Source organism: Rhizobium sp. 0TCS1.26, assembly GCF_050455525.1.
Classification (GTDB): Bacteria; Pseudomonadota; Alphaproteobacteria; order Rhizobiales; family Rhizobiaceae; genus Neorhizobium.
In genome coordinates this window covers 969,345-987,008 of the sequence record NZ_JBCIYV010000002.1, presented here as the reverse complement: position 1 = coordinate 987,008, position 17,664 = coordinate 969,345, and the positions used below count along the sequence as shown (strand labels likewise).

At 63.4% G+C, this 17,664-nt stretch carries 17 protein-coding genes and 1 tRNA gene; 8 read left to right on the top strand and 10 right to left on the bottom strand.

Features of this window, described 5'->3' with window-relative positions; all coding sequences use genetic code 11:
* Positions 1–138 precede the first annotated feature (138 nt).
* The 3 genes from yidC to rpmH are packed head-to-tail and all read right to left on the bottom strand — an operon-like array spanning position 139 to position 2,492.
* Positions 139–1,935 carry a membrane protein insertase YidC gene (yidC, locus tag AAIH46_RS11970; protein WP_430306079.1) on the bottom strand — a complete coding sequence of 599 codons (1,797 nt, stop codon included), beginning with the start codon at positions 1,933–1,935 and terminating at the stop codon, positions 139–141.
* Positions 1,935–2,327 (bottom strand): ribonuclease P protein component, encoded by a 393-nt coding sequence (gene rnpA, locus AAIH46_RS11965; RefSeq protein WP_430306078.1) that lies wholly within the window; start codon positions 2,325–2,327, stop codon positions 1,935–1,937. The genes yidC and rnpA overlap by 1 nt, the downstream gene beginning before the upstream one ends.
* Positions 2,328–2,357: 30 nt before the next feature.
* Positions 2,358–2,492 (bottom strand): 50S ribosomal protein L34, encoded by a 135-nt coding sequence (gene rpmH / locus AAIH46_RS11960; protein WP_109458303.1) that lies wholly within the window; start codon positions 2,490–2,492, stop codon positions 2,358–2,360.
* A gap of 494 nt (positions 2,493–2,986) precedes the next feature.
* Between rpmH and AAIH46_RS11955 the strand changes: the two genes are divergently transcribed.
* The gene (locus AAIH46_RS11955; RefSeq protein ID WP_430306554.1) at positions 2,987–4,414 is read left to right on the top strand and encodes an ATP-binding protein; all 1,428 of its coding nucleotides are present in this window, start codon (positions 2,987–2,989) and stop codon (positions 4,412–4,414) included.
* Between the two features lie 132 nt (positions 4,415–4,546).
* A tRNA-Arg gene (locus AAIH46_RS11950) sits at positions 4,547–4,623 on the top strand.
* Positions 4,624–4,836: 213 nt separating this feature from the next.
* Here the strand turns inward: AAIH46_RS11950 and AAIH46_RS11945 are convergent.
* The 5 genes from AAIH46_RS11945 to rutA all read right to left on the bottom strand — a co-directional run bounded on the left by AAIH46_RS11945 (position 4,837) and on the right by rutA (position 8,646).
* On the bottom strand, positions 4,837–5,343 hold the full coding sequence (locus tag AAIH46_RS11945) for a flavin reductase (RefSeq protein ID WP_430306077.1): 507 nt from the start codon (positions 5,341–5,343) through the stop codon (positions 4,837–4,839).
* 86 nt (positions 5,344–5,429) lie between these two features.
* A complete protein-coding gene (rutD, locus tag AAIH46_RS11940) occupies positions 5,430–6,212 on the bottom strand; it encodes a pyrimidine utilization protein D (RefSeq protein WP_430306076.1) in 783 nt (260 codons plus the stop codon).
* A 172-nt stretch (positions 6,213–6,384) separates the two neighbouring features.
* Entirely contained in the window at positions 6,385–6,774 is a 390-nt protein-coding gene (gene rutC / locus AAIH46_RS11935) for a pyrimidine utilization protein C (RefSeq protein ID WP_430306075.1), read from the bottom strand.
* Positions 6,775–6,799: 25 nt separating this feature from the next.
* Positions 6,800–7,558, bottom strand: coding sequence for a pyrimidine utilization protein B (rutB, locus tag AAIH46_RS11930; RefSeq protein ID WP_430306074.1), 759 nt, complete (start codon positions 7,556–7,558; stop codon positions 6,800–6,802).
* Positions 7,555–8,646 carry a pyrimidine utilization protein A gene (gene rutA / locus AAIH46_RS11925; RefSeq protein ID WP_430306553.1) on the bottom strand — a complete coding sequence of 364 codons (1,092 nt, stop codon included), beginning with the start codon at positions 8,644–8,646 and terminating at the stop codon, positions 7,555–7,557. Before rutA ends, rutB begins: the two co-directional genes overlap by 4 nt.
* 274 nt (positions 8,647–8,920) lie before the next feature.
* On the opposite strand from rutA, the gene hemN reads away from it, so the two are divergent.
* On the top strand, positions 8,921–10,267 hold the full coding sequence (hemN, locus tag AAIH46_RS11920; RefSeq protein WP_430306073.1) for an oxygen-independent coproporphyrinogen III oxidase: 1,347 nt from the start codon (positions 8,921–8,923) through the stop codon (positions 10,265–10,267).
* 27 nt (positions 10,268–10,294) lie between these two features.
* Here hemN and cysQ read toward each other — a convergent pair whose 3' ends face one another.
* Positions 10,295–11,071 carry a 3'(2'),5'-bisphosphate nucleotidase CysQ gene (gene cysQ / locus AAIH46_RS11915; protein WP_430306072.1) on the bottom strand — a complete coding sequence of 259 codons (777 nt, stop codon included), beginning with the start codon at positions 11,069–11,071 and terminating at the stop codon, positions 10,295–10,297.
* 169 nt (positions 11,072–11,240) lie between these two features.
* On the opposite strand from cysQ, the gene AAIH46_RS11910 reads away from it, so the two are divergent.
* Positions 11,241–12,281, top strand: coding sequence for a proline racemase family protein (locus tag AAIH46_RS11910; protein ID WP_430306071.1), 1,041 nt, complete (start codon positions 11,241–11,243; stop codon positions 12,279–12,281).
* A gap of 46 nt (positions 12,282–12,327) precedes the next feature.
* Here the strand turns inward: AAIH46_RS11910 and AAIH46_RS11905 are convergent, their stop codons facing one another.
* Positions 12,328–13,254, bottom strand: coding sequence for a tetratricopeptide repeat protein (locus AAIH46_RS11905; protein WP_430306070.1), 927 nt, complete (start codon positions 13,252–13,254; stop codon positions 12,328–12,330).
* 213 nt (positions 13,255–13,467) lie between these two features.
* Here AAIH46_RS11905 and pyrC point away from each other — a divergent pair, with 213 nt between their 5' ends.
* The 4 genes from pyrC (at position 13,468) to AAIH46_RS11885 (ending at position 17,629) form a co-directional block, all read left to right on the top strand.
* The gene (pyrC, locus tag AAIH46_RS11900; RefSeq protein WP_430306069.1) at positions 13,468–14,505 is read left to right on the top strand and encodes a dihydroorotase; all 1,038 of its coding nucleotides are present in this window, start codon (positions 13,468–13,470) and stop codon (positions 14,503–14,505) included.
* A gap of 106 nt (positions 14,506–14,611) precedes the next feature.
* Complete coding sequence (locus tag AAIH46_RS11895; RefSeq protein ID WP_430306068.1) at positions 14,612–15,787, top strand: diguanylate cyclase; 1,176 nt, start codon at positions 14,612–14,614, stop codon at positions 15,785–15,787.
* 148 nt (positions 15,788–15,935) lie between these two features.
* Positions 15,936–16,634: an orotate phosphoribosyltransferase gene (locus tag AAIH46_RS11890; RefSeq protein WP_430306067.1), complete on the top strand. Its 699-nt coding sequence runs from the start codon at positions 15,936–15,938 to the stop codon at positions 16,632–16,634.
* Between the two features lie 68 nt (positions 16,635–16,702).
* Positions 16,703–17,629, top strand: coding sequence for a carbohydrate kinase family protein (locus tag AAIH46_RS11885; protein WP_430306066.1), 927 nt, complete (start codon positions 16,703–16,705; stop codon positions 17,627–17,629).
* The last annotated feature ends 35 nt before the right edge of the window (positions 17,630–17,664 follow it).

The following is a 17,664-nucleotide window of genomic DNA, read 5'->3' as shown; positions in this document are numbered from 1 at the left end:
TTTGAACCAGTCGGAAACGGCTTCCGGGTTTTGACGTTCGATGTCAAGCGTAGCCGGAAGGCGTTGGAGGGCGGAGAGGCGTGATCATCCATGCCCGGCAACGAAAAACCCCGGCCGAAGCCGGGGTTCTTGCGGTGGCTATTTGCTGGCCGCCGGTTTTCGCTTGAACAGGTTCTTGAGGTTCCCGAACAGCTCGATCTTGGCCCCGTGGCGCTTCATGATCAGCGCCTGCTGGGTGATCGACAGCGTGTTGTTCCACGCCCAGTAGATTACCAGACCGGCCGGGAACGAGGCCAGCATGAAGGTGAACACCAGCGGCATCCAGGTGAAGATCATCGCCTGGGTCGGATCCGGTGGCGTCGGGTTCATGCGCATCTGCAGGAACATCGTGATGCCCATGATGATCGGCCAGATGCCGATCATCAGCGCATGCGGCACGTCGTAGGGCAACAGGCCGAACAGGTTGAACAGCGACGTCGGGTCGGGAGCCGAAAGGTCCTGGATCCAGCCGAAGAACGGCGCATGGCGCATTTCGATGGTGACGTAGATGACCTTGTAGAGCGAAAAGAAGATCGGGATCTGCAGGAGAACCGGCCAGCAGCCGGCGATCGGGTTGATCTTCTCTTCCTTGTAGAGCTGCATCATCGACTGCTGCAGGGCCATGCGGTCGTCGCCGTGCTTGGCCTTCAGCTCTTCCATCTTCGGCTGCACGCGCTTCATCGCCGCCATCGAAGCGTACTGCTTGCTGGCCAGCGGGAAGAACAGCGCCTTCACGACAATCGTCGTGCACAGAATGGCGACGCCGAAATTGCCGAAGTAGCGGAAGAAGAAGTCCATCAGTTTGAACATCGGCTTGGTGATGAAATAGAACCATCCCCAGTCGATCAGCAGGTCGAAGCGCGGGATCGAGTAGCTCTGCTCGTAGCTGTCGACGAGCGGAACTTCCTTGGCACCGGCGAAGATCAGGTTCTTGGTCTCGGTCGACTGCCCGGGCGCGATGGTGATCGCGTCGCTCTTGTAGTCGGCCTGATAGCGCGGCTGACCGTCGGTGAAGTGCGTGAAGCGCGCCTCGTAGCCAAGCGACTGCGGCGGCACCAGCGTCGTTGCCCAGTACTTGTCGGTGATGCCGAGCCAGCCGCCGGTCGCCTTCGGACTGGTGACGGCTTCCTTCTCGATGCTGCTGTAGCTGTGCTCGCTGACGCCGGCTTCCGAGCCAAGCACGCCGATGAAGCCTTCGTGAATGACGTAGACGGACGCATGCGCCGGCTTGTTGTAGCGGGTCACGCGGCCGTAGCTCGATACGCTCACCGGAGCGGTGCCCGGATTGTCGATCTTGTCGGTGACCGTCAGCATGTAATGTTCGTCGACGGCGATCGTGCGGTTGAAGACGATGCCCTTGTCGTTGGTGTAGCTCAGCGTGACGGGCGTCTGCTGTGTCAGACGGTCGCCACCAGCCAGCGTCCAGACCGTGCCGGGGCCGGGAACGGCGCCGGATTCGGGGCTGCCGATATAGCCGATCTCGGTGAAGTAGCCGTCCGGGGTATCGGCCGGCGAAAGCAGCGTGATGGTCGGGCTGCTGTCGTCCACCGTCTCGTGGTAGCCGCGCAGGTGCAGGTCGTCGAAACGGGCGCCGGTGAGGTTGATGGAGCCACTGAGGGCCGGCGTGTCGATGGCGACGCGCTGCGACTTGGCGAGCGCCTGGTCGCGGGTCTCTGCCGCCTGCGGCTGGGTGAGGCCGGGCAATGTGCCGGACGGCTGTGCGCCGGGCGTTGCCGGGGCAGGTGTCGTCTGCAATGCCTGCTCCGCCTGGGCGCGCTGTGCCTCTTCAAGGCTGCGCTGCGCCTCCAGCCGCGGATTCATGTAGAGGAATTGCCAGGCCAGGACGATCAGCACCGACAGCGCGATCGCGATGAAGTAATTGCGGTTCTTTTCCATCATGCTTTCCTGGAACGGGTCTCCTCGGACCGCTTGTGTTTCGGTCTGCTTCCCAGCCGTTCGGAAAGCGCCGCCGTGAGTTCGGCAAACTGTGCGTTCAGCATCTCGCGCCGGGCGACAATGACATAGTCATGACCATCTTTCATTGCAAACCGGGCGTATTGCCTCACCGCTTCGCGCAGGCGCCGCTTCATCCGGTTCCGTTCGACGGCATTTCCCTGCTTTTTGGTCACGGTGAAACCGACGCGCGGTTCGGTGCCGGGTTGTTTGCGGTCGAGCACTTCCACGAGGAAGTAGGGGCCGCGGCGTTTTTCGCCTTCCCGGACTGCAAGAAACTGCGGCCGGCTTTTCAGCCGCCCGACAGTCTTGTCGTGTTCGTCTTCAGACGTCATCGCCCGCGATGTCCTCGGGGCACGCCGGCCTTACGCCGACAGACGCTTGCGGCCGCGTGCGCGGCGAGCAGCCAGAACCTTCTGGCCGCCATTGGTTGCCATGCGGGCGCGGAAACCGTGACGACGCTTGCGGACAAGCTTGGACGGTTGATAGGTACGCTTCATTTTTTAATACCGCGGTGTGCGGCCCTTCTTGGATTTGCCCGATCGATAGACCGATCATGGCAAGAGCGTTGCTGGAAACGTGACGGCGTGGGAACGCGCTCGCGCGCCTTCGGAAAGCCGGACGTGGGCGGCTTATAAGAGCAACCCGCCGTAAAAGTCAATTCGTCAACGCCCGTTTGCCCCGTCAAGCGGCCGGTTCCCTGCCGCTTCCGCCGCGGCACAGATCCGCGGCGAGCACCGCTGCGTAGGAGAGGGCATGAGCAGAGCCGGCCGATCCGGTATCGAGGCGGCATGGCCGTCCGGCGAGGGACTGGAAAATGCCGGGCCGGGTCGTTATCATGTAACGCACGATCACGTCGGCCCGTCTGCATAGCCGACATTTGCACCGAACGCGAACGGAGACCCGCATGAGCAACGAGGCGGCGACATCCGCCCCTCTGGCAACCGGAGGAGGGGCCGCAGCAACGGCGGGCGCCGAGCGGACCGGCCACCGGATGCCGCGGCGCTTTCACGGGCTGTCGGGCCGTCTCCTGTGGCTGACGGTGATCTTCGTCATGTTTGCCGAAGTCCTGATCTTCGTGCCGTCGATCTCGGTGATGCGGATGACATGGCTGCGCGACAGGCTGGATACCGCGGCCGCGGCCGGCGTCGTGATCGACGGGCTGCAGCCGGCCGAACTGCCGCGCGCTGTGCAGGATGATACGTTGCTGGCGACCGGCACCAAGGTGCTGGCCCTGCGCAAGGAGGGAACCTCGCGCCTGCTGGCGGCGATCGACGTTCCGCCGCAGGTGGACGAGCAGTACGATCTTGCCAACGAGACCTTCATCGGCTCCATGGGCCACGCGCTGGACACGCTGGTGTTCGGCGGCGGGCGGATGATGCGCGTTTTTGGCCCGATCGGCGAGACGGACATGATCATCGAGCTGGTGATGACCGACGACGCGCTGCGCAAGGCGATGATCGGCTTCTCCAAGCTGATGTTCGGCATCTCGTTGCTGATCTCGCTGGTCACCGCCGTGCTTATCTACTTTTCGATCAACCGCATGATGATCGGCCCGATCCGCCGGTTGGCGCACGGCATGCAGGCCTTTTCGGAGCGGCCCGAGGATCCGGAGCGGGTGTTCACGCCGGGGCGGGCGAAGGGCGAGCTGGAAGTTGCCGGCCGCCACCTGGCAGCCATGCAGACTGAACTGCAGCGGACGCTGAAGCAGCAGAAGAACCTTGCCGATCTCGGCCTGGCGGTTTCCAAGATCAACCACGACATGCGCAACATCCTGGCGTCGGCGCAGCTGATGTCGGACCGGCTTGTCGATGTCGAGGATCCGATGGTGCGCAGTTTCGCACCAAAGCTTCTGCGGACGATAGACCGGGCGGTTGGCTATACCAACGAGGTCCTCGCCTACGGCCAGGCCTCGGAGGCTGCGCCACGCCGGCGCCGGCTGCCGCTTGCCGAGCTCTGCCAGGACGTGCGCGAGATCCTGGCGCTCGATCCGGATACGGGCATCGAGTTCGTCGATCAGATCGCGGTGGAGCTCGAGGTCGATGCCGATCCTGAGCAGCTGTTCCGGGTCATCCACAATCTCTGCCGCAATGCGGTGCAGGCGCTTGTCAATGCCGATCCGCAGGACGACCTGCCGCGGCGGCTGACGATTGCCGCGCAGCGCGTCGGCAGCGTCGTTGCGATCACCATCGACGACAACGGGCCCGGCATGCCGCGCAAGGCGCGTGAGAACCTGTTCACCGCGTTTCGTGGTGCGGCGCGTTCCGGCGGCACCGGCCTTGGCCTGGCGATTGCCCGTGAATTGGTGCTTGCCCACGGCGGTACCATCGCCCTCGTGGAGAAGCCCGGGCCGGGCACTCAGTTTCGGGTTGAGATCCCCGATCGGCCGGTATCGTTGGAGGACTATCGCGCCCGCGCCTGAAAATATCGTTTCGGGTCAACGTGTTGGGCGCATATTTCAGCAAAATGACAATGCCTTGGCCAAAACCGCTTGCAATCATCGGCGCAAGGCTTTAGAGGATCGCCACACGCCGACGGACAGTCGGTGAGGCAAGCACCCGTAGCTCAGCTGGATAGAGCACCAGACTACGAATCTGGGGGTCAGGAGTTCGAATCTCTTCGGGTGCGCCACTCTCTTCTTCTTCATCTCAGACGATCTGATGCCGTTGTCACGGCGGATGGCAGGCCGGCGCCGGAGCGCGGCCGCGACGATGCGTCTGATCCGACGGCAAGCTTTTCCCGATATTTTACGCCAAAGCCAGCCGCTGCCGTGCACACACAGCTGTGCCGACGGTTAGGCTACAGTGCGCCTTGGCTTACGTACTTTCTATGAAATCGACCGCCTTAAACGGTCCGATAGCCGCGGTCGAAATAGATCAGCCCCTGGCCGCCGTCGCGTGTGTGGATCGCCTCGACTTCGCAAAACAGCACCTCATGGGTACTGCCGTCGGCAATCGAGCTGATCCGGCAGTCAAACGAGGTCAGCGCTCCTTCCAGCCTGTAGCAGCCGGTGGCCGTTTCTTCCCACGCAGCGCCCGCGAATCGCTCCTCGACCGGCGTCTTGCCGCCGAACAGCCGGCTGAGCGGTTCGTGCTCGGCCGCCAGCACGTTGACGCAGACGACGCCGTTGCGGGTAACCGGCAGATGCGCAGACGAACCACGGTTGAGGCAGACGAGCAGCGTCGGCGGGCTGTCGGAGACGCTGCAGACGGCGGTGGCGGCAAAGCCGGCCCTGCCGCCGGGTCCGTCTGTGGTGACGATGGTCACGGCCGCACCAAGACGCGACATGGCATTGCGGAACGCCTGGCGGTGGTCCTCGTCGGTGGACAGCGGGGCAGTGTTGGATGGCATGCATCGTCTCCGGATCGATCGTTCTGATCAGTCTACACAATTCACCGAGAACGGATCAGGGAAAAGGTCGAAATTTTCGCTGGCCGCTAGCCGCCGACGTCCTGCAGGAAGGCGAGCACCCGCTGGTTGAAGGCCTCGGGATGGACGATGTTGACCGCATGCGCGCCACTCTCCGAAAGCGACAGGGCCGCATTGGGAAGTCCCTCCGCCAGCCGCACCGAGCGCGTATAGGGCACGAGCAAGTCGTCCCGTGTCGCAACCACCAGCGTCGGCGCGTCGATTTCGGCGAGCCGGTCGTCGACATCGAAGGCGCGCAGCGCCGCGATCCGCCGCTTAACGTTGGTGGCGCCCTGGAAATGAGACACGCCGTGAAGATCATCCTGCGCCATGCGCTCGGCATTGTCGCTCATCCACCAGGCCGGATAGAGAAATAGCGGCTGTGCCTTGACGAAGGCCTCGACGCCGGAATTGTCGAGGAGCGCCAGGCGCGTGTCGAAGCAGCGGCCGGAATGCGGATCGGCCTTGCTCCAGGCATTGACGAGAACCAGCCTGTCGATGAGTTGCGGCCTGCGCAACGCGATGTCGAGGCCGATCAGCCCACCCAATGCATGGCCGATGAAGTGGAAACGGCCGAGTTGCAGCCTCTCGACGATCTCCAGCACGTCGTCGGCCATGGCGGCTATTCCGCCATGCTCCGGCACCTCGCCACCGGGCCTGCCGCAGCCGCGATGGTCATAGGTGATGAGGCGAAACGCCTCGCCGAGCGCGCTTATCTGTGGCGTCCAGTAGGCACGCGAGCCGCCGAGGCCCGACGAGAGCAGGATGGTCGGCGCGTCAGATGAGGTGAGGCCGTGGATGTCGTAATGCATGGTGTTTCCGGTTGCAGTTTTCCTGACCCTCACCCTCACTCTCTCCGCGCAGACGGGGAGAGTGGACGTCTACCCCGGTGCCGGGGAAGCAGTCGGTACGGGCGGTTGCGCGTTCAGTCCTTCTCCCGCGTGGGGGAGACGGTGCCGGCAGGCGGATGAGGGGCAGACCCCCCTACCTCTTGCCGATATGCGCGACCGTCGCGATCTCCACCAGCGCGTCCGGTTTGACGAGGCCGCACTGAACGCAGTAGCGCGCCGGCTTGTCGCCCGGGAAATATTCGGCATAGACCGCGTTCACGGCCTGGTAGTTTGCCCAGTCTGTGACGAAGATATGGTTCATGGTGACGTCTTCCATCGTGCCGCCGGCGGTCTCGATCACCGACTTGATGACGTCCAGCACGTGACGCGTCTGGGCCCCGGCATCGCCGACATGCACAACGTCGTTGTTCTTGTCGAACGGCAGGGTTCCCGAAACATAGAGAATACCGTCCGCCAGCGCCCCCGGCGAATAGGGAGCAATCGGCTTCTGCGTGCCTTCAGGCACGATGATGGTTTTTGGCATGCGTGAGCTCTCCTGTGGCTATGGCTTATTCGGCGGCATCGGACGCGTTGTCGGCAGGGGCAGCTTGACGGATCACCCCGCAGAAATCATTGACGGTCGAGACCCAGCCGAAGAACTTTTCGACATTGTAGACCGTCGCCTGCTGGATGAAGTCAGGGCCCAGATGGTGAGTGGCATCCTCCAGTATCACGCCGAAATATTCGAGGTGGAAGGCATCGCGCAGCGAGCTTTCGACGCAGACATTTGTGGCGATGCCGACGAACACCAGGTTGCGGATGCCGCGGGCGCGCAGCACGCTGTCCATGTTGGTGTTGAAGAAGCCCGAGTAACGGGTCTTTGGCACCAGGATATCGCCCGGCTGCGGCTGCAGCGCGTCGACGATTGCGTAATCCCAGGTGCCCTTGGCCAGAAGCTGTCCCTGAAGCTCCGGCCGCGCCCGCATGGTCTTTAGCGCGTTCGACTTGTGCCAGTTGGGCGAGCCGGGGCCGCCGGCCTCCACATAGTCCTTGTCCCAGCCGTTCTGGAAGTAGACAACGAGCACCCCGGCCGCCCGCGCCGCGTCGAGGGTCTTGCCGATATTGGCGATGGTGCCCTTGGCGCCGGAAATGTCGAAGCCGGCCAGATCCACATAGCCGCCTTCGGTGGAATAGGCGTTCTGCATGTCGACGACGACGACAGCCGTCTCGGAAGGCTTCAGGCTGATCGGCTCGGGACGCGCCGGCAGCGTCACGCTCTTCGACAGTTCCGGCCGGGCCTGGTAGCCGGCGACCACAGGCGCGCTCATTCGGCTGCCTCCAGCATCGACGTGATGTGCTGGCGGCTCTTCATCTGCGGCTGCACATGTTTGCCGAACTTCTCGATGCCGTCGAGAAAGTCGTCGAAGGTCAGCATCACGCCGCCGGTGCCCGGAACTTCGCTCATCTCATCCAGCATTGCGGCCACCTCGGCATAGGAGCCGATCAGCGTGCCCATGTTGATGTTGACCGCCGATACCGGGTTGGCCATGTGCCGTACATTGGTGTCGGCACCGGACTTGGTGTCGACGGCGCTCTGCAGGCCAAGCCATTTGATGGCATCCTGGTCGGCACCGGCCTTGTAATGCTCCCACTTGGCAAACGCCTCTTCGGTAGTCTCCTCGGCAATCACCATGGTCAGCACAAAGGAGCGCACCTTGCGGCCCGTCTTGGCAGTTGCCGCCATCAGCCGCTCGTTGGTTGGCGCAAAGGCTTTGGGCGTATTGACGCCGACGCCGAAGCAGAAGCTGTAGTCGGCGAAGGTGGCGGAGAAATCCATGCCGGCATTCGACGAGCCGGCGCAGATCAGCTTCACGTCGCCCTCCGGGATCGGCTTCATCCGGCAATCGTCCATCTGGAAATGCTTGCCCTTGAGGTCAGACTGGCCAGTCGTCAGCAGGTCCTTCAGCACCGTGGCGTATTCGCTCAAATATTCGTAGCGGTCGGAGAAATAGTCGTCGCCGGGCCACAGGCCCATCTGGCTGTATTCCGGCCGCTGCCAGCCGGTGATCAGGTTGATGCCGAAGCGACCATCGGAGATGGAGTCGATCGTTGTCGCCATGCGCGCAACGATTGCCGGCGGCATGATCAGCGTCGCGGCCGTGGCGAACAGCTTGATCTTCGAGGTCACCGCGGCCAGCCCGGCCATCAGCGTGAAGGATTCAAGGTTGTAGTCCCAGAACTCGGTCTTGCCGCCGAAGCCGCGCAGCTTGATCATCGAGAGTGCGAAGTCGAAGCCGTACCTCTCCGCCTTCAGGGTGATTTCCTTGTTCAGGGCGAAGCTCGGCTTGTACTGCGGTGCGTTTTCCGAAAGCAGCCAGCCATTGTTGCCGATCGGGATGAAGACGCCGATGTCCATGTTCATGCTCCCTCTGTACGGGCACCTGCCCCTGTTGTGACAGTTGAAACGCAATCGGCGTGCCAAGCTGCGCGGACCGGCGGAATCAAGGGGTTAGCCGTTTCGGCGATAGAAAATTTATCGGATGGTCAATTTTTCAGCTGCGGACATACGGACGCAAGGCCCTTGTGCCTCGGGTTTGGGCAGATCTCGGATGCCAGCGGAGGCGGAATTGATCACGATCAAGGACGCTCGGATCTCGGCGTCATAGGGCTTTTTCCGAAAGGAAGTCCCGATGTCCGACCTACTCAGCCGTTACGCCGCGCCTGTGCCGCGCTACACAAGCTACCCGACTGCGCCGCACTTCCATGCCAGTGTCGGCTCGGGGGAATACGCGCAATGGCTGTCGCAAGAGACGGGACCCGAGCCGCTCTCTCTCTATCTCCACATCCCTTTCTGCGACCGGCTCTGCTGGTACTGCGGCTGTCATACCAAGCAGACGCTGCGCTACGAACCGGTGGCAGCCTATGTCGATGCATTGCTGGATGAGATCGCGCTCACCGCAGCGCAGCTTCCTGGGCGAAAGTCCGTCGGTGCGATCCATTTCGGCGGCGGCTCCCCCACGATCCTTTCGACATCGGATCTCTTCCGTCTGCGCCAGGCACTCGATCGCCATTTCGATATCGTGTCGACCGCGGAAATCAGCGTCGAGATCGATCCCGGCTACGTGGATGAAGGCAAGCTCGCCGCCTGGCGCGACTTCGGCATGACGCGGGCAAGCGTCGGTGTCCAGGATTTCGATCCGGCGGTGCAGGCGGCGATCAACCGTCCGCAGAGTTTCGAGCAGACGAAGAAGGTGGTCGAACTGCTACGGGAATATGGCGTCGGCGGCATCAATCTCGATGTCGTCTATGGCCTGCCGCACCAGACGACCGACAGCCTGCGGCGGACGCTTGATCTGGCGCTGGCGATGCGGCCCGACAGGTTCGCCATCTTCGGCTATGCGCATGTGCCGTGGATGAAGAAGCACCAGACGCTGATCGACGAGCGGGCGCTTGCCGGCGTCGAGGCCCGGTATGCCATGCTGCAGCAGATTGGTGCGCAATTGACGCAGGCGGGCTATCTGCCGGTCGGCATCGACCATTTCGCCAGGCCGGGGGACAGCCTGGCGAAGGCCCTGGAAGAGCGCGCGGTGCGCCGCAACTTCCAGGGCTACACAGCCGATCGAGCTGCCAGCCTCATCGGCTTCGGCGCCTCGGCGATCGGCAGGATCGGTGGTGGCTATGCGCAGAACATCCAGGCGACCGGAGCCTACATTCGCTGCGTCCGCGAAGGTCGTCTGCCGATTGCCAAGGGATTTGCGCTGACCGACGTCGATCGGGCGGTGGGCGATGCAATCGAGGCGCTGATGTGCAGCTACGGCTTTTCCCTCGAGACGCTGACGCAGCGATACGGCCGGTCGGCGGAGGGCGTGCGGATCGATGCCGCCCGGATCCACCAACAGGATCGGGATGGCTTCATCCGCTTTGACGGCGACCGGTTCGAGATCCTGCCCGAAGGCCAGCCCTTCGTGCGCACCTTCGCCTCACGCTTCGACCGCTATTTCGGCGAGGGCGCCGCACGCCATTCGGTCGCGGTCTGAAGACTTGCCGCCTGCCGCAGGCAAAGCTTACCGCTTGCCCCAGGCAAAGAACGCCGGATTGGCGAAATCAGCCATGCCCGGCTGGCCCCGCTTTCCATAGAGGAGCGGCTGTCCATCTTCCGTTTCCGTCATGCCGCCGGCGGCCCGCAGCACGGCATCGCCGGCCGCCGTGTCCCACTCCATCGTCCGGCTGTAGCGGGGATAGGCGTCGGCTACGCCTTCGGCCAGCAGCCCGAATTTCAGCGACGAACCGATGTGCCGGCAGCCGCCCGGCGCAAGCTTTTGAAGGAAGGCCGCCGTATCCTGATCCTGATGGGATCGGCTGGCAACCGCCACCGGCGGCTGAAGCGCGCTGCGCACGGTGATCGGCAGACGCTGCAGCACTGTCTGATCGTCGTCGAGGATGAGCTTCATAGCCCCGTCCGGTCCGCCGCAATAGGCCACCTTCAGGACCGGCGCGTAGACGATGCCGGCCACTGGCACCCCGTTTTCGATGAGCGCGATGTTGACGGTAAACTCGCCGTTTCGGCTGATGAATTCGCGGGTGCCGTCCAGCGGATCGATGAGCAGGAACCGGCCGCCGGAGATGTCGGTCTCGATGCCGGCTGCAACCTGTTCCTCGGCGATCACCGGGATGCCCGGCAGCTTCGTCGAGACGATGCGCAGGATCGCTGCCTCCGCCTCCACGTCGGCTTCGGTGACAGGCGTCATGTCGGCCTTTGTCTCAACAGGACAGCCGCGCGCGTAGATTTCCAGGATGATCCGGCCGGCGGCGAGCGCCGCTTCTTCGAAAATGGCGAGCATCACTCGTTCCTCGTAAGCTTTCCTGATGCGGCAGGCGCCGGGAAAATGCAAACGCTTAAGGTTCGCCTGCCGAGATTTTGCTCCGAATAGGAAAAAGGCCGATTCCCTTCGTTGCTGCTGCGCAATAAGGTCCGCACATCACGGCGGAATGACGAAAGGTGCAAGTGGCATGAGATGGAAGCGGACGATGCAGTTGCTGGACGTCCATGCCGAGGGCGAGATCGGCAAGGTGGCAATCGGTGGCGTGCCGAAGATTCCGGGCGCAACGACTGCCGACAAGCTTGCTTGGCTGAACAGCGATCCGAAGGGTCAGGAACTGCGCCGTTTCCTCTGCCTCGAGCCGCGCGGAAATCCCATCGGTTCGGTCAATCTTCTGGTGCCGCCAAGCCATCCTGACGCGGATGCCGCCTTCATCATCCTGCAGCCGGACCAGGCGCATGCAAGCTCGGGGTCGAATTCGATCTGCGTCACGACGGCCTTGCTCGAATCCGGCATGGTCGAAATGCACGAGCCGGAAACCATCGTTACGCTGGAAACAGCAGCCGGGCTGGTGAAGGCGAAGGCGACCTGCCGCGACGGACGATGCGAGCGCGTCGAACTCACCATGGTGCCGTCCTTCGTTCACGAACTCGATGTGAAGCTCGACACGCGCTGGGGCAGGATCACACTCGACCTCGCCTATGGCGGTGTCTTCTACGCGCTCGTCGATGTCGGTCAGATCGGCCTGACGATCGAAAAGCACAATGCTGCCGCACTGGTGGCGGCTGGCATGGAACTGAAGGCGGCCGTCAATGCGGCGTTCCCGGTTGTCCATCCGGAGATCCCGGCAGTGTCGGGCGTCGCCTATGTAATGTTCCGCGATCGCGATCCGGATGGCGCCGTGCGCACCTGCACCACCATGTGGCCCGGCCGCGCCGACCGTTCACCCTGCGGCACCGGCAACTCCGCCAATCTCGCCACACTTCATGCGCGCGGACGCGTAAAGACCGGCGACGTATTCACGTCCCGGTCGATCATCGGTTCGGAATTTCAGGTGGGTCTTGCGACGGTGACGGAGATCGCCGGCCGGCCGGCGGTCATCCCGACCATCAGCGGCCGGGGCTTCACCTTTGGGCAGCAGACGGTGGCGCTCGATCCGTTCGATCCGCTGGCGGGCGGTTTCGCCATGACCGACGTCTGGGGCCCGTCCGCCGGCGACATTTCCGGCTGAGGGAGCCTGCTGCGGCAGGTTCCCTCGATCGGTAATATCAGGCGGCTTAGATCTCGCGCAAGGTCGAAGGTGCTTCGACGTCGCCCGGGCCGAGGACCAGCATATCGAGGCCGCTGGCGGACGATACCTCCGGAGCCGGGGCAGGGGTTACGCCCTTGTCAGCCAGTTCCTTCAGCTTCTCGGCGCCGAACTTGTCGCCGAGATTGGCGGCCTGAGCGTAGAGTTCGACGGCGGCTTCGGGGTTTGCCTTGATGCCTTCGCCAGCCTCATACATGATGCCGAGATTGATCATCGCGTCCTTGTTGCCGCGCTTGGCAGCCACGTCGTACCAGGCGATGGCCATCTGGTTGTCTTCCGGTACCATCACGCCTTCGTCATAGATGGCGCCGAGGTTGAAGGCGGCGGTATCGTCACCAGCGGCAGCGGCTGCTTCGAACCAGTGCAGCGACTGCTTCGGATCCGGCTCGACGCCGAGACCGTCACGATAGGCGACGCCGAGATTGTAGGCGGCCAGCGTGTTGCCGGTGTTGGCGGCTTCGCTGTACATCTTGAATTCGGTTTCCGTATCGCCAAGGCGACCCAGAAGCATGCCGAGGTTGACCTTGGCGGCCGAATAATCGGCTTTGACGGCGGATTCGTAAGCCGTCATCGCCTCGTTGGCCTTCTCGGTCTTGTTCAGAGCGCGACCGAGCTGGAAGGCGTAACGCGGGTTGCCGGTCGCCTCGAAGGCAATGCGGCAGGCAGTTACGGCTTCCGTGCCGATTTCGGCGATGGACACCGGGGTATAGGCCGGGTTACGGTTCTGATCGTAGGGGCTGCCCGCCATCCGATCGCACTGATCCTGCATTTCTGCAGCAAGCACCATCTGCACGGGCTCGCGGGCGTTCGGGGACACGGGCACGGCACCCATCGAAACAACGGTGCCTGCACACACAAAGGCAAAAGTCTTGATCTGTGAAGAACGCAGTCTCATTCTTCTCTCCAGCGTTTTATCTTTAGATTTGTTTAACGAACGCAGGAAACCGCACACGGTTCCTCAGCGCCTTCATCTTCACGACTTGATGATCCGGGCGGCCCTGCTTGCGAATAGGCCTCGGCGCGCCAAAAATCGCCGCGACTGCGGTTGTCGGATTTCCTTCGGTGGTGCTATGCGAGGGAAAAGATCCAACCATCGGAACAGCTTGACATGAACACGCTTCGCATTCGCCGCCCCGACGATTGGCACCTGCACCTGCGCGACGGTGCTGTTCTCTCCGGCGTGATCGGCGACACGACCCGTCATTTCGCCCGCGCCATCATCATGCCGAACCTAGTTCCGCCGGTCGTCACGACCGCAGATGCGAGGTCCTATCGCGAAAGGATCATGGCGGCGGTGCCGGCCGGCGATCGTTTCGAGCCGCTGATGACCCTTTATCTGACCGAGCACACGGATCCGGATGACGTGGAGGAGGGGAAGACCAGCGGCCTGATCACGGCCGTCAAGCTCTATCCGGCCGGCGCCACCACCAACTCGCACGGTGGCGTGCGCGATCTCGACAAGGCGATGCCGGTTCTGGAGCGGATGGCGAAGATCGGCCTGCCGCTCTGCGTCCACGGCGAGGTCACGACGCCGGAGGTCGATATCTTCGACCGCGAGGCCGTGTTCATCGACGAGAAGCTCGACGTCATCCGCCGCCGCCTGCCGGAGCTGAAGATCACCATGGAACATGTGACGACCAAGGATGGTATCGATTACATTCTTGGCGCGGACAGAAACCTCGCCGGCTCGATCACCACCCACCACCTGATCATCAACCGCAATGCGATCCTGGTCGGCGGCATCCGTCCCCATTACTACTGCCTGCCGGTCGCCAAGCGCGAGCATCACCGCCAGGCACTGCGCAAGGCCGCGACGTCCGGCGACAAGCGCTTCTTCCTCGGCACCGACTCGGCGCCGCATGTGGATCCGCTGAAGGAATGCGCCTGCGGCTGCGCTGGCATCTACACCTCGATTAACACCATGAGCTGCCTTGCGCATGTGTTCGAGGAGGAGGGCGCGCTGGAACGTCTGGAAGCCTTCACCTCGCTGAACGGTCCTGCCTGGTACGGCCTTCCGGCGAACGAGGAGACCATCGTCCTCGAGAAGCGTGCCGAACCGATCACCTTCCCTGAGAAGATCGACACGGATGCGGGAGCGATCACCGTCTTCGATCCGATGTTCCCGCTGACCTGGGCGGTGCGCTGATCGTGTCCGTCGAACGGCCCATTATCTTTGGAACAGGTAACCGATCCTACAGGATTGCAAGCTAGATTCCACGGCAGGGCCATGCGGATTCGGTCCGGGGGCGGGCATGATACTCGATTATCGAACACTGCTGATCTCGCTGGGGGTCTCCGCGATCTGCCTGCTGGTGACCCTGACCGGCACCTGGCTGGCACGGCGGCGCGACGGGTTCCTGCTTACCTGGGCCTGCGGTCTCGGCTTCATCGTTCCCGGCATATTCTCCTATACCTATTACACCGAATACCCGCGCCCGGTGATCGGCGCGGTGTGCACCAGCCTGATGCTGACCGGATTTGCCACCATCTTTGCCGCCGCGGTTCAGTTCTGCCGTAACGAGCCGCCGCTGCGTCGTGCAGTCGCCTGGTCGACTATCGCCATTGCCTTCACCACGGCTCCCTTGCTCGGCGGTTATGACGGGCTGGGCTTCATCAGTCTCAACGCATGGGCGGCGTTCCTGCTGTTTTGCACCGCCTGGCAGTACTGGGATGCGCGCGCCGAGGCCGTCGGTCCGCTGGTCGGGATGGCACTCCTTTATGCCATGACCGGCGTGTCCTTCGTCCTGTGCGGCGGCGTGCTGGTTGCCGATGGCAGCTGGGTCCTCGGCCATGCGCCGGACAACTGGGCGGAAAACCTCAACATCGCCGTCAGCATCGGCGGCATGACCGGTGTCGGCGCCATGTCGCTGCTTGTCCATCAGGCGCGGCTGACCGAATTTCACCGTCGCGAGGCGCAGACCGATTCGCTGACGGGCCTGTTCAACCGGCGGGCGCTTTTCGAACTGCACGAGAAGCAGACCTTCACCCGCGAGATGGCGGTGATGGTGCTCGACATCGACCGGTTCAAGTCGATCAATGATGAGTACGGCCACGCCGCCGGCGACGAGGTGATCCGGGTTCTTGCAGCCGAATTGAAGGATGCCGTCGGCATCTCCACGGCCGCCCGTCTCGGAGGCGAGGAATTCGCCGCCGTACTGCGCACCGCTGCCCCCGGCTATGCCGAATGGCTGGCCGAGCGCATCCGCCGCAATTTTGCCGAGCGCGAGACGCTGTCGGAGACCAACAGCATCCGCGCCACCGTCAGCGTCGGGATCGCCTACGCCTCCCAGGGCCGTCAGGATTTCGAGAGCATGCTGAGTGCGGCCGATGGCGCACTTTACGTAGCCAAGCGCAACGGCCGAAACCGTGTCGAGCTGGCGCCGGACGCGGTTGCGGCAAACGCCCCGAAAGCCCGCACCATCCGCTGAGGCGGGACCAGGCGCAGCGGTGGAGGCCACCGCCGCCTGCGCTGCCGAGAAAACCTGCTGCTTGAGGCCTGCCTTCCGCTTCCGCTTCTGGCCTCCGTCCGCCGATGCTGCTATTGCGCCGTGAGGCAGATACGATGGAGGCAGCGACATGATCCAAATGATTTACCCGGACCGGCCCCTGATGGCGGAGCTGATGGCCAAGATGCTCTGGGAGATCGGCGCCGTCCACTTCAACGCCGAACAGCCCTACAAGCTGGCGTCCGGCATGGTGAGCCCGGTCTATATCGACTGCCGCAAGCTGCTGTCCTATCCGCGCGTCCGCTCGGCAGTCATGGACTTCGCCGCCTCGGCGATTACCCGCGATGCCGGCTTCGAGGCCTTCGACTGCATCGCCGGCGGTGAAACCGCGGGCATTCCCTTCGCCGCCCTGCTTGCAGATCGTCTCGGCCTGCCGATGATCTATGTGCGCAAGAAGCCGAAGGGCCACGGCCGCAACGCCCAGATCGAGGGCAATCTGCCGGACGGCGCGAGGGTGCTGGTGATCGAGGACCTGACGACCGCCGGCGGCAGCATGTTCACCTTCATCGACGCCATCCGGGCAGCCGGCGGCCGGGTCGATCACGGCATGGCGCTGTTCTTCTACGGCATCTTCCCGGAAGCCCACACCCGGTTCACCAATGGCGGCGTGAAGCTGCACCACATCGCAACCTGGCGCGAGGTCCTGGCAGTTGCCCGGGAACAATCGCTGTTCGACGCGCGCACCCTGTCGGAAGTTGAAAGCTTCCTCGACGCGCCGCTCGCCTGGTCGGCGAAGAACGGTGGCGTCGGCGAACTGCCGACCGCGTGACGCTGGCGTTTCTCGTGCGGCTGTTCTAATCGATTTAAGAAGCTGGTCTCGGATTGTGGAGGATGCCAATGATCTTGTGCTGCGGTGAGGCGCTCATCGACATGCTGCCGCGGGAAACCACCCGTGGCGAAAACGGTTTTGCCCCCTATGCAGGCGGCGCCATCTTCAACACCGCGATTGCGCTCGGACGGCTCGGCCAGCCGACAGGCTTCTTCACCGGCCTCTCCGACGATATGATGGGCGATATCCTGCGCGACACGCTGAAGCAGAGCCATGTCGACGACCGGTTCTGCGCCACCTCGTCGCGGCCGACCACGATCGCTTTCGTCAAGCTCGTCGACGGCCATGCAACCTACGCCTTCTATGACGAGGGAACGGCCGGGCGCATGCTGTCGCGCGACGATCTGCCGGAACTCGGCAGCGAGATCGAGGCGATGCATTTCGGCGCGATCAGCCTCATTCCGGAACCCTGCGGCGAAACCTACGAGACGCTGATGGCGAGGGAATACAAGAACCGGGTGATCTCGTTCGATCCCAATATCCGCCCCGGCTTTATCCAGGATCGCGAAAAGCATCATGCTCGGGTCGCCCGGATGGCGGCCATGTCCGACATCATCAAGTTCTCCGATGAGGACCTGGAATGGTTCGGCATGGAGGGCGATCACGAGACGCTGGCGAACTACTGGCTGGGGCAGGGGGCAAAGCTTGTCGTCATCACCCGCGGTGCCGAGGGCGCGGTGGGTTATACCGGCAGCTTCAAGGTGGTCGTACCGAGCGAGCGCGTCGAGGTGGTCGATACGGTCGGCGCCGGCGATACCTTCGATGCCGGCATCCTCGCCTCGCTGAAGCGCCAGGGCCTGCTGACCAAGGACAAGGTCGCAGCACTTTCCGAGCAGGCTGTCAGGGACGCGCTTGCGCTGGGCGCCAAGGCAGCCGCCGTGACCGTATCGCGCGCCGGCGCCAATCCGCCGTTCGCGCACGAGATCGGGCTCTGACGAGGCCGTTGGCCGGCCGGGTGTCCTTGTCGATG

Bases quoted from the DNA above. Each gene is read 5' to 3' on its own strand.
- yidC (WP_430306079.1), bottom strand. From the start codon at position 1,935: ATGGAAAAGAACCGCAATTACTTCATCGCGATCGCGCTGTCGGTGCTG.
- rnpA (WP_430306078.1), bottom strand. From the start codon at position 2,327: ATGACGTCTGAAGACGAACACGACAAGACTGTCGGGCGGCTGAAAAGC.
- rpmH (WP_109458303.1), bottom strand. From the start codon at position 2,492: ATGAAGCGTACCTATCAACCGTCCAAGCTTGTCCGCAAGCGTCGTCAC.
- AAIH46_RS11955 (WP_430306554.1), top strand. From the start codon at position 2,987: ATGCCGCGGCGCTTTCACGGGCTGTCGGGCCGTCTCCTGTGGCTGACG.
- AAIH46_RS11945 (WP_430306077.1), bottom strand. From the start codon at position 5,343: ATGCCATCCAACACTGCCCCGCTGTCCACCGACGAGGACCACCGCCAG.
- rutD (WP_430306076.1), bottom strand. From the start codon at position 6,212: ATGCATTACGACATCCACGGCCTCACCTCATCTGACGCGCCGACCATC.
- rutC (WP_430306075.1), bottom strand. From the start codon at position 6,774: ATGCCAAAAACCATCATCGTGCCTGAAGGCACGCAGAAGCCGATTGCT.
- rutB (WP_430306074.1), bottom strand. From the start codon at position 7,558: ATGAGCGCGCCTGTGGTCGCCGGCTACCAGGCCCGGCCGGAACTGTCG.
- rutA (WP_430306553.1), bottom strand. From the start codon at position 8,646: ATGGACATCGGCGTCTTCATCCCGATCGGCAACAATGGCTGGCTGCTT.
- hemN (WP_430306073.1), top strand. From the start codon at position 8,921: ATGTCCGACCTACTCAGCCGTTACGCCGCGCCTGTGCCGCGCTACACA.
- cysQ (WP_430306072.1), bottom strand. From the start codon at position 11,071: ATGCTCGCCATTTTCGAAGAAGCGGCGCTCGCCGCCGGCCGGATCATC.
- AAIH46_RS11910 (WP_430306071.1), top strand. From the start codon at position 11,241: ATGAGATGGAAGCGGACGATGCAGTTGCTGGACGTCCATGCCGAGGGC.
- AAIH46_RS11905 (WP_430306070.1), bottom strand. From the start codon at position 13,254: ATGAGACTGCGTTCTTCACAGATCAAGACTTTTGCCTTTGTGTGTGCA.
- pyrC (WP_430306069.1), top strand. From the start codon at position 13,468: ATGAACACGCTTCGCATTCGCCGCCCCGACGATTGGCACCTGCACCTG.
- AAIH46_RS11895 (WP_430306068.1), top strand. From the start codon at position 14,612: ATGATACTCGATTATCGAACACTGCTGATCTCGCTGGGGGTCTCCGCG.
- AAIH46_RS11890 (WP_430306067.1), top strand. From the start codon at position 15,936: ATGATCCAAATGATTTACCCGGACCGGCCCCTGATGGCGGAGCTGATG.
- AAIH46_RS11885 (WP_430306066.1), top strand. From the start codon at position 16,703: ATGATCTTGTGCTGCGGTGAGGCGCTCATCGACATGCTGCCGCGGGAA.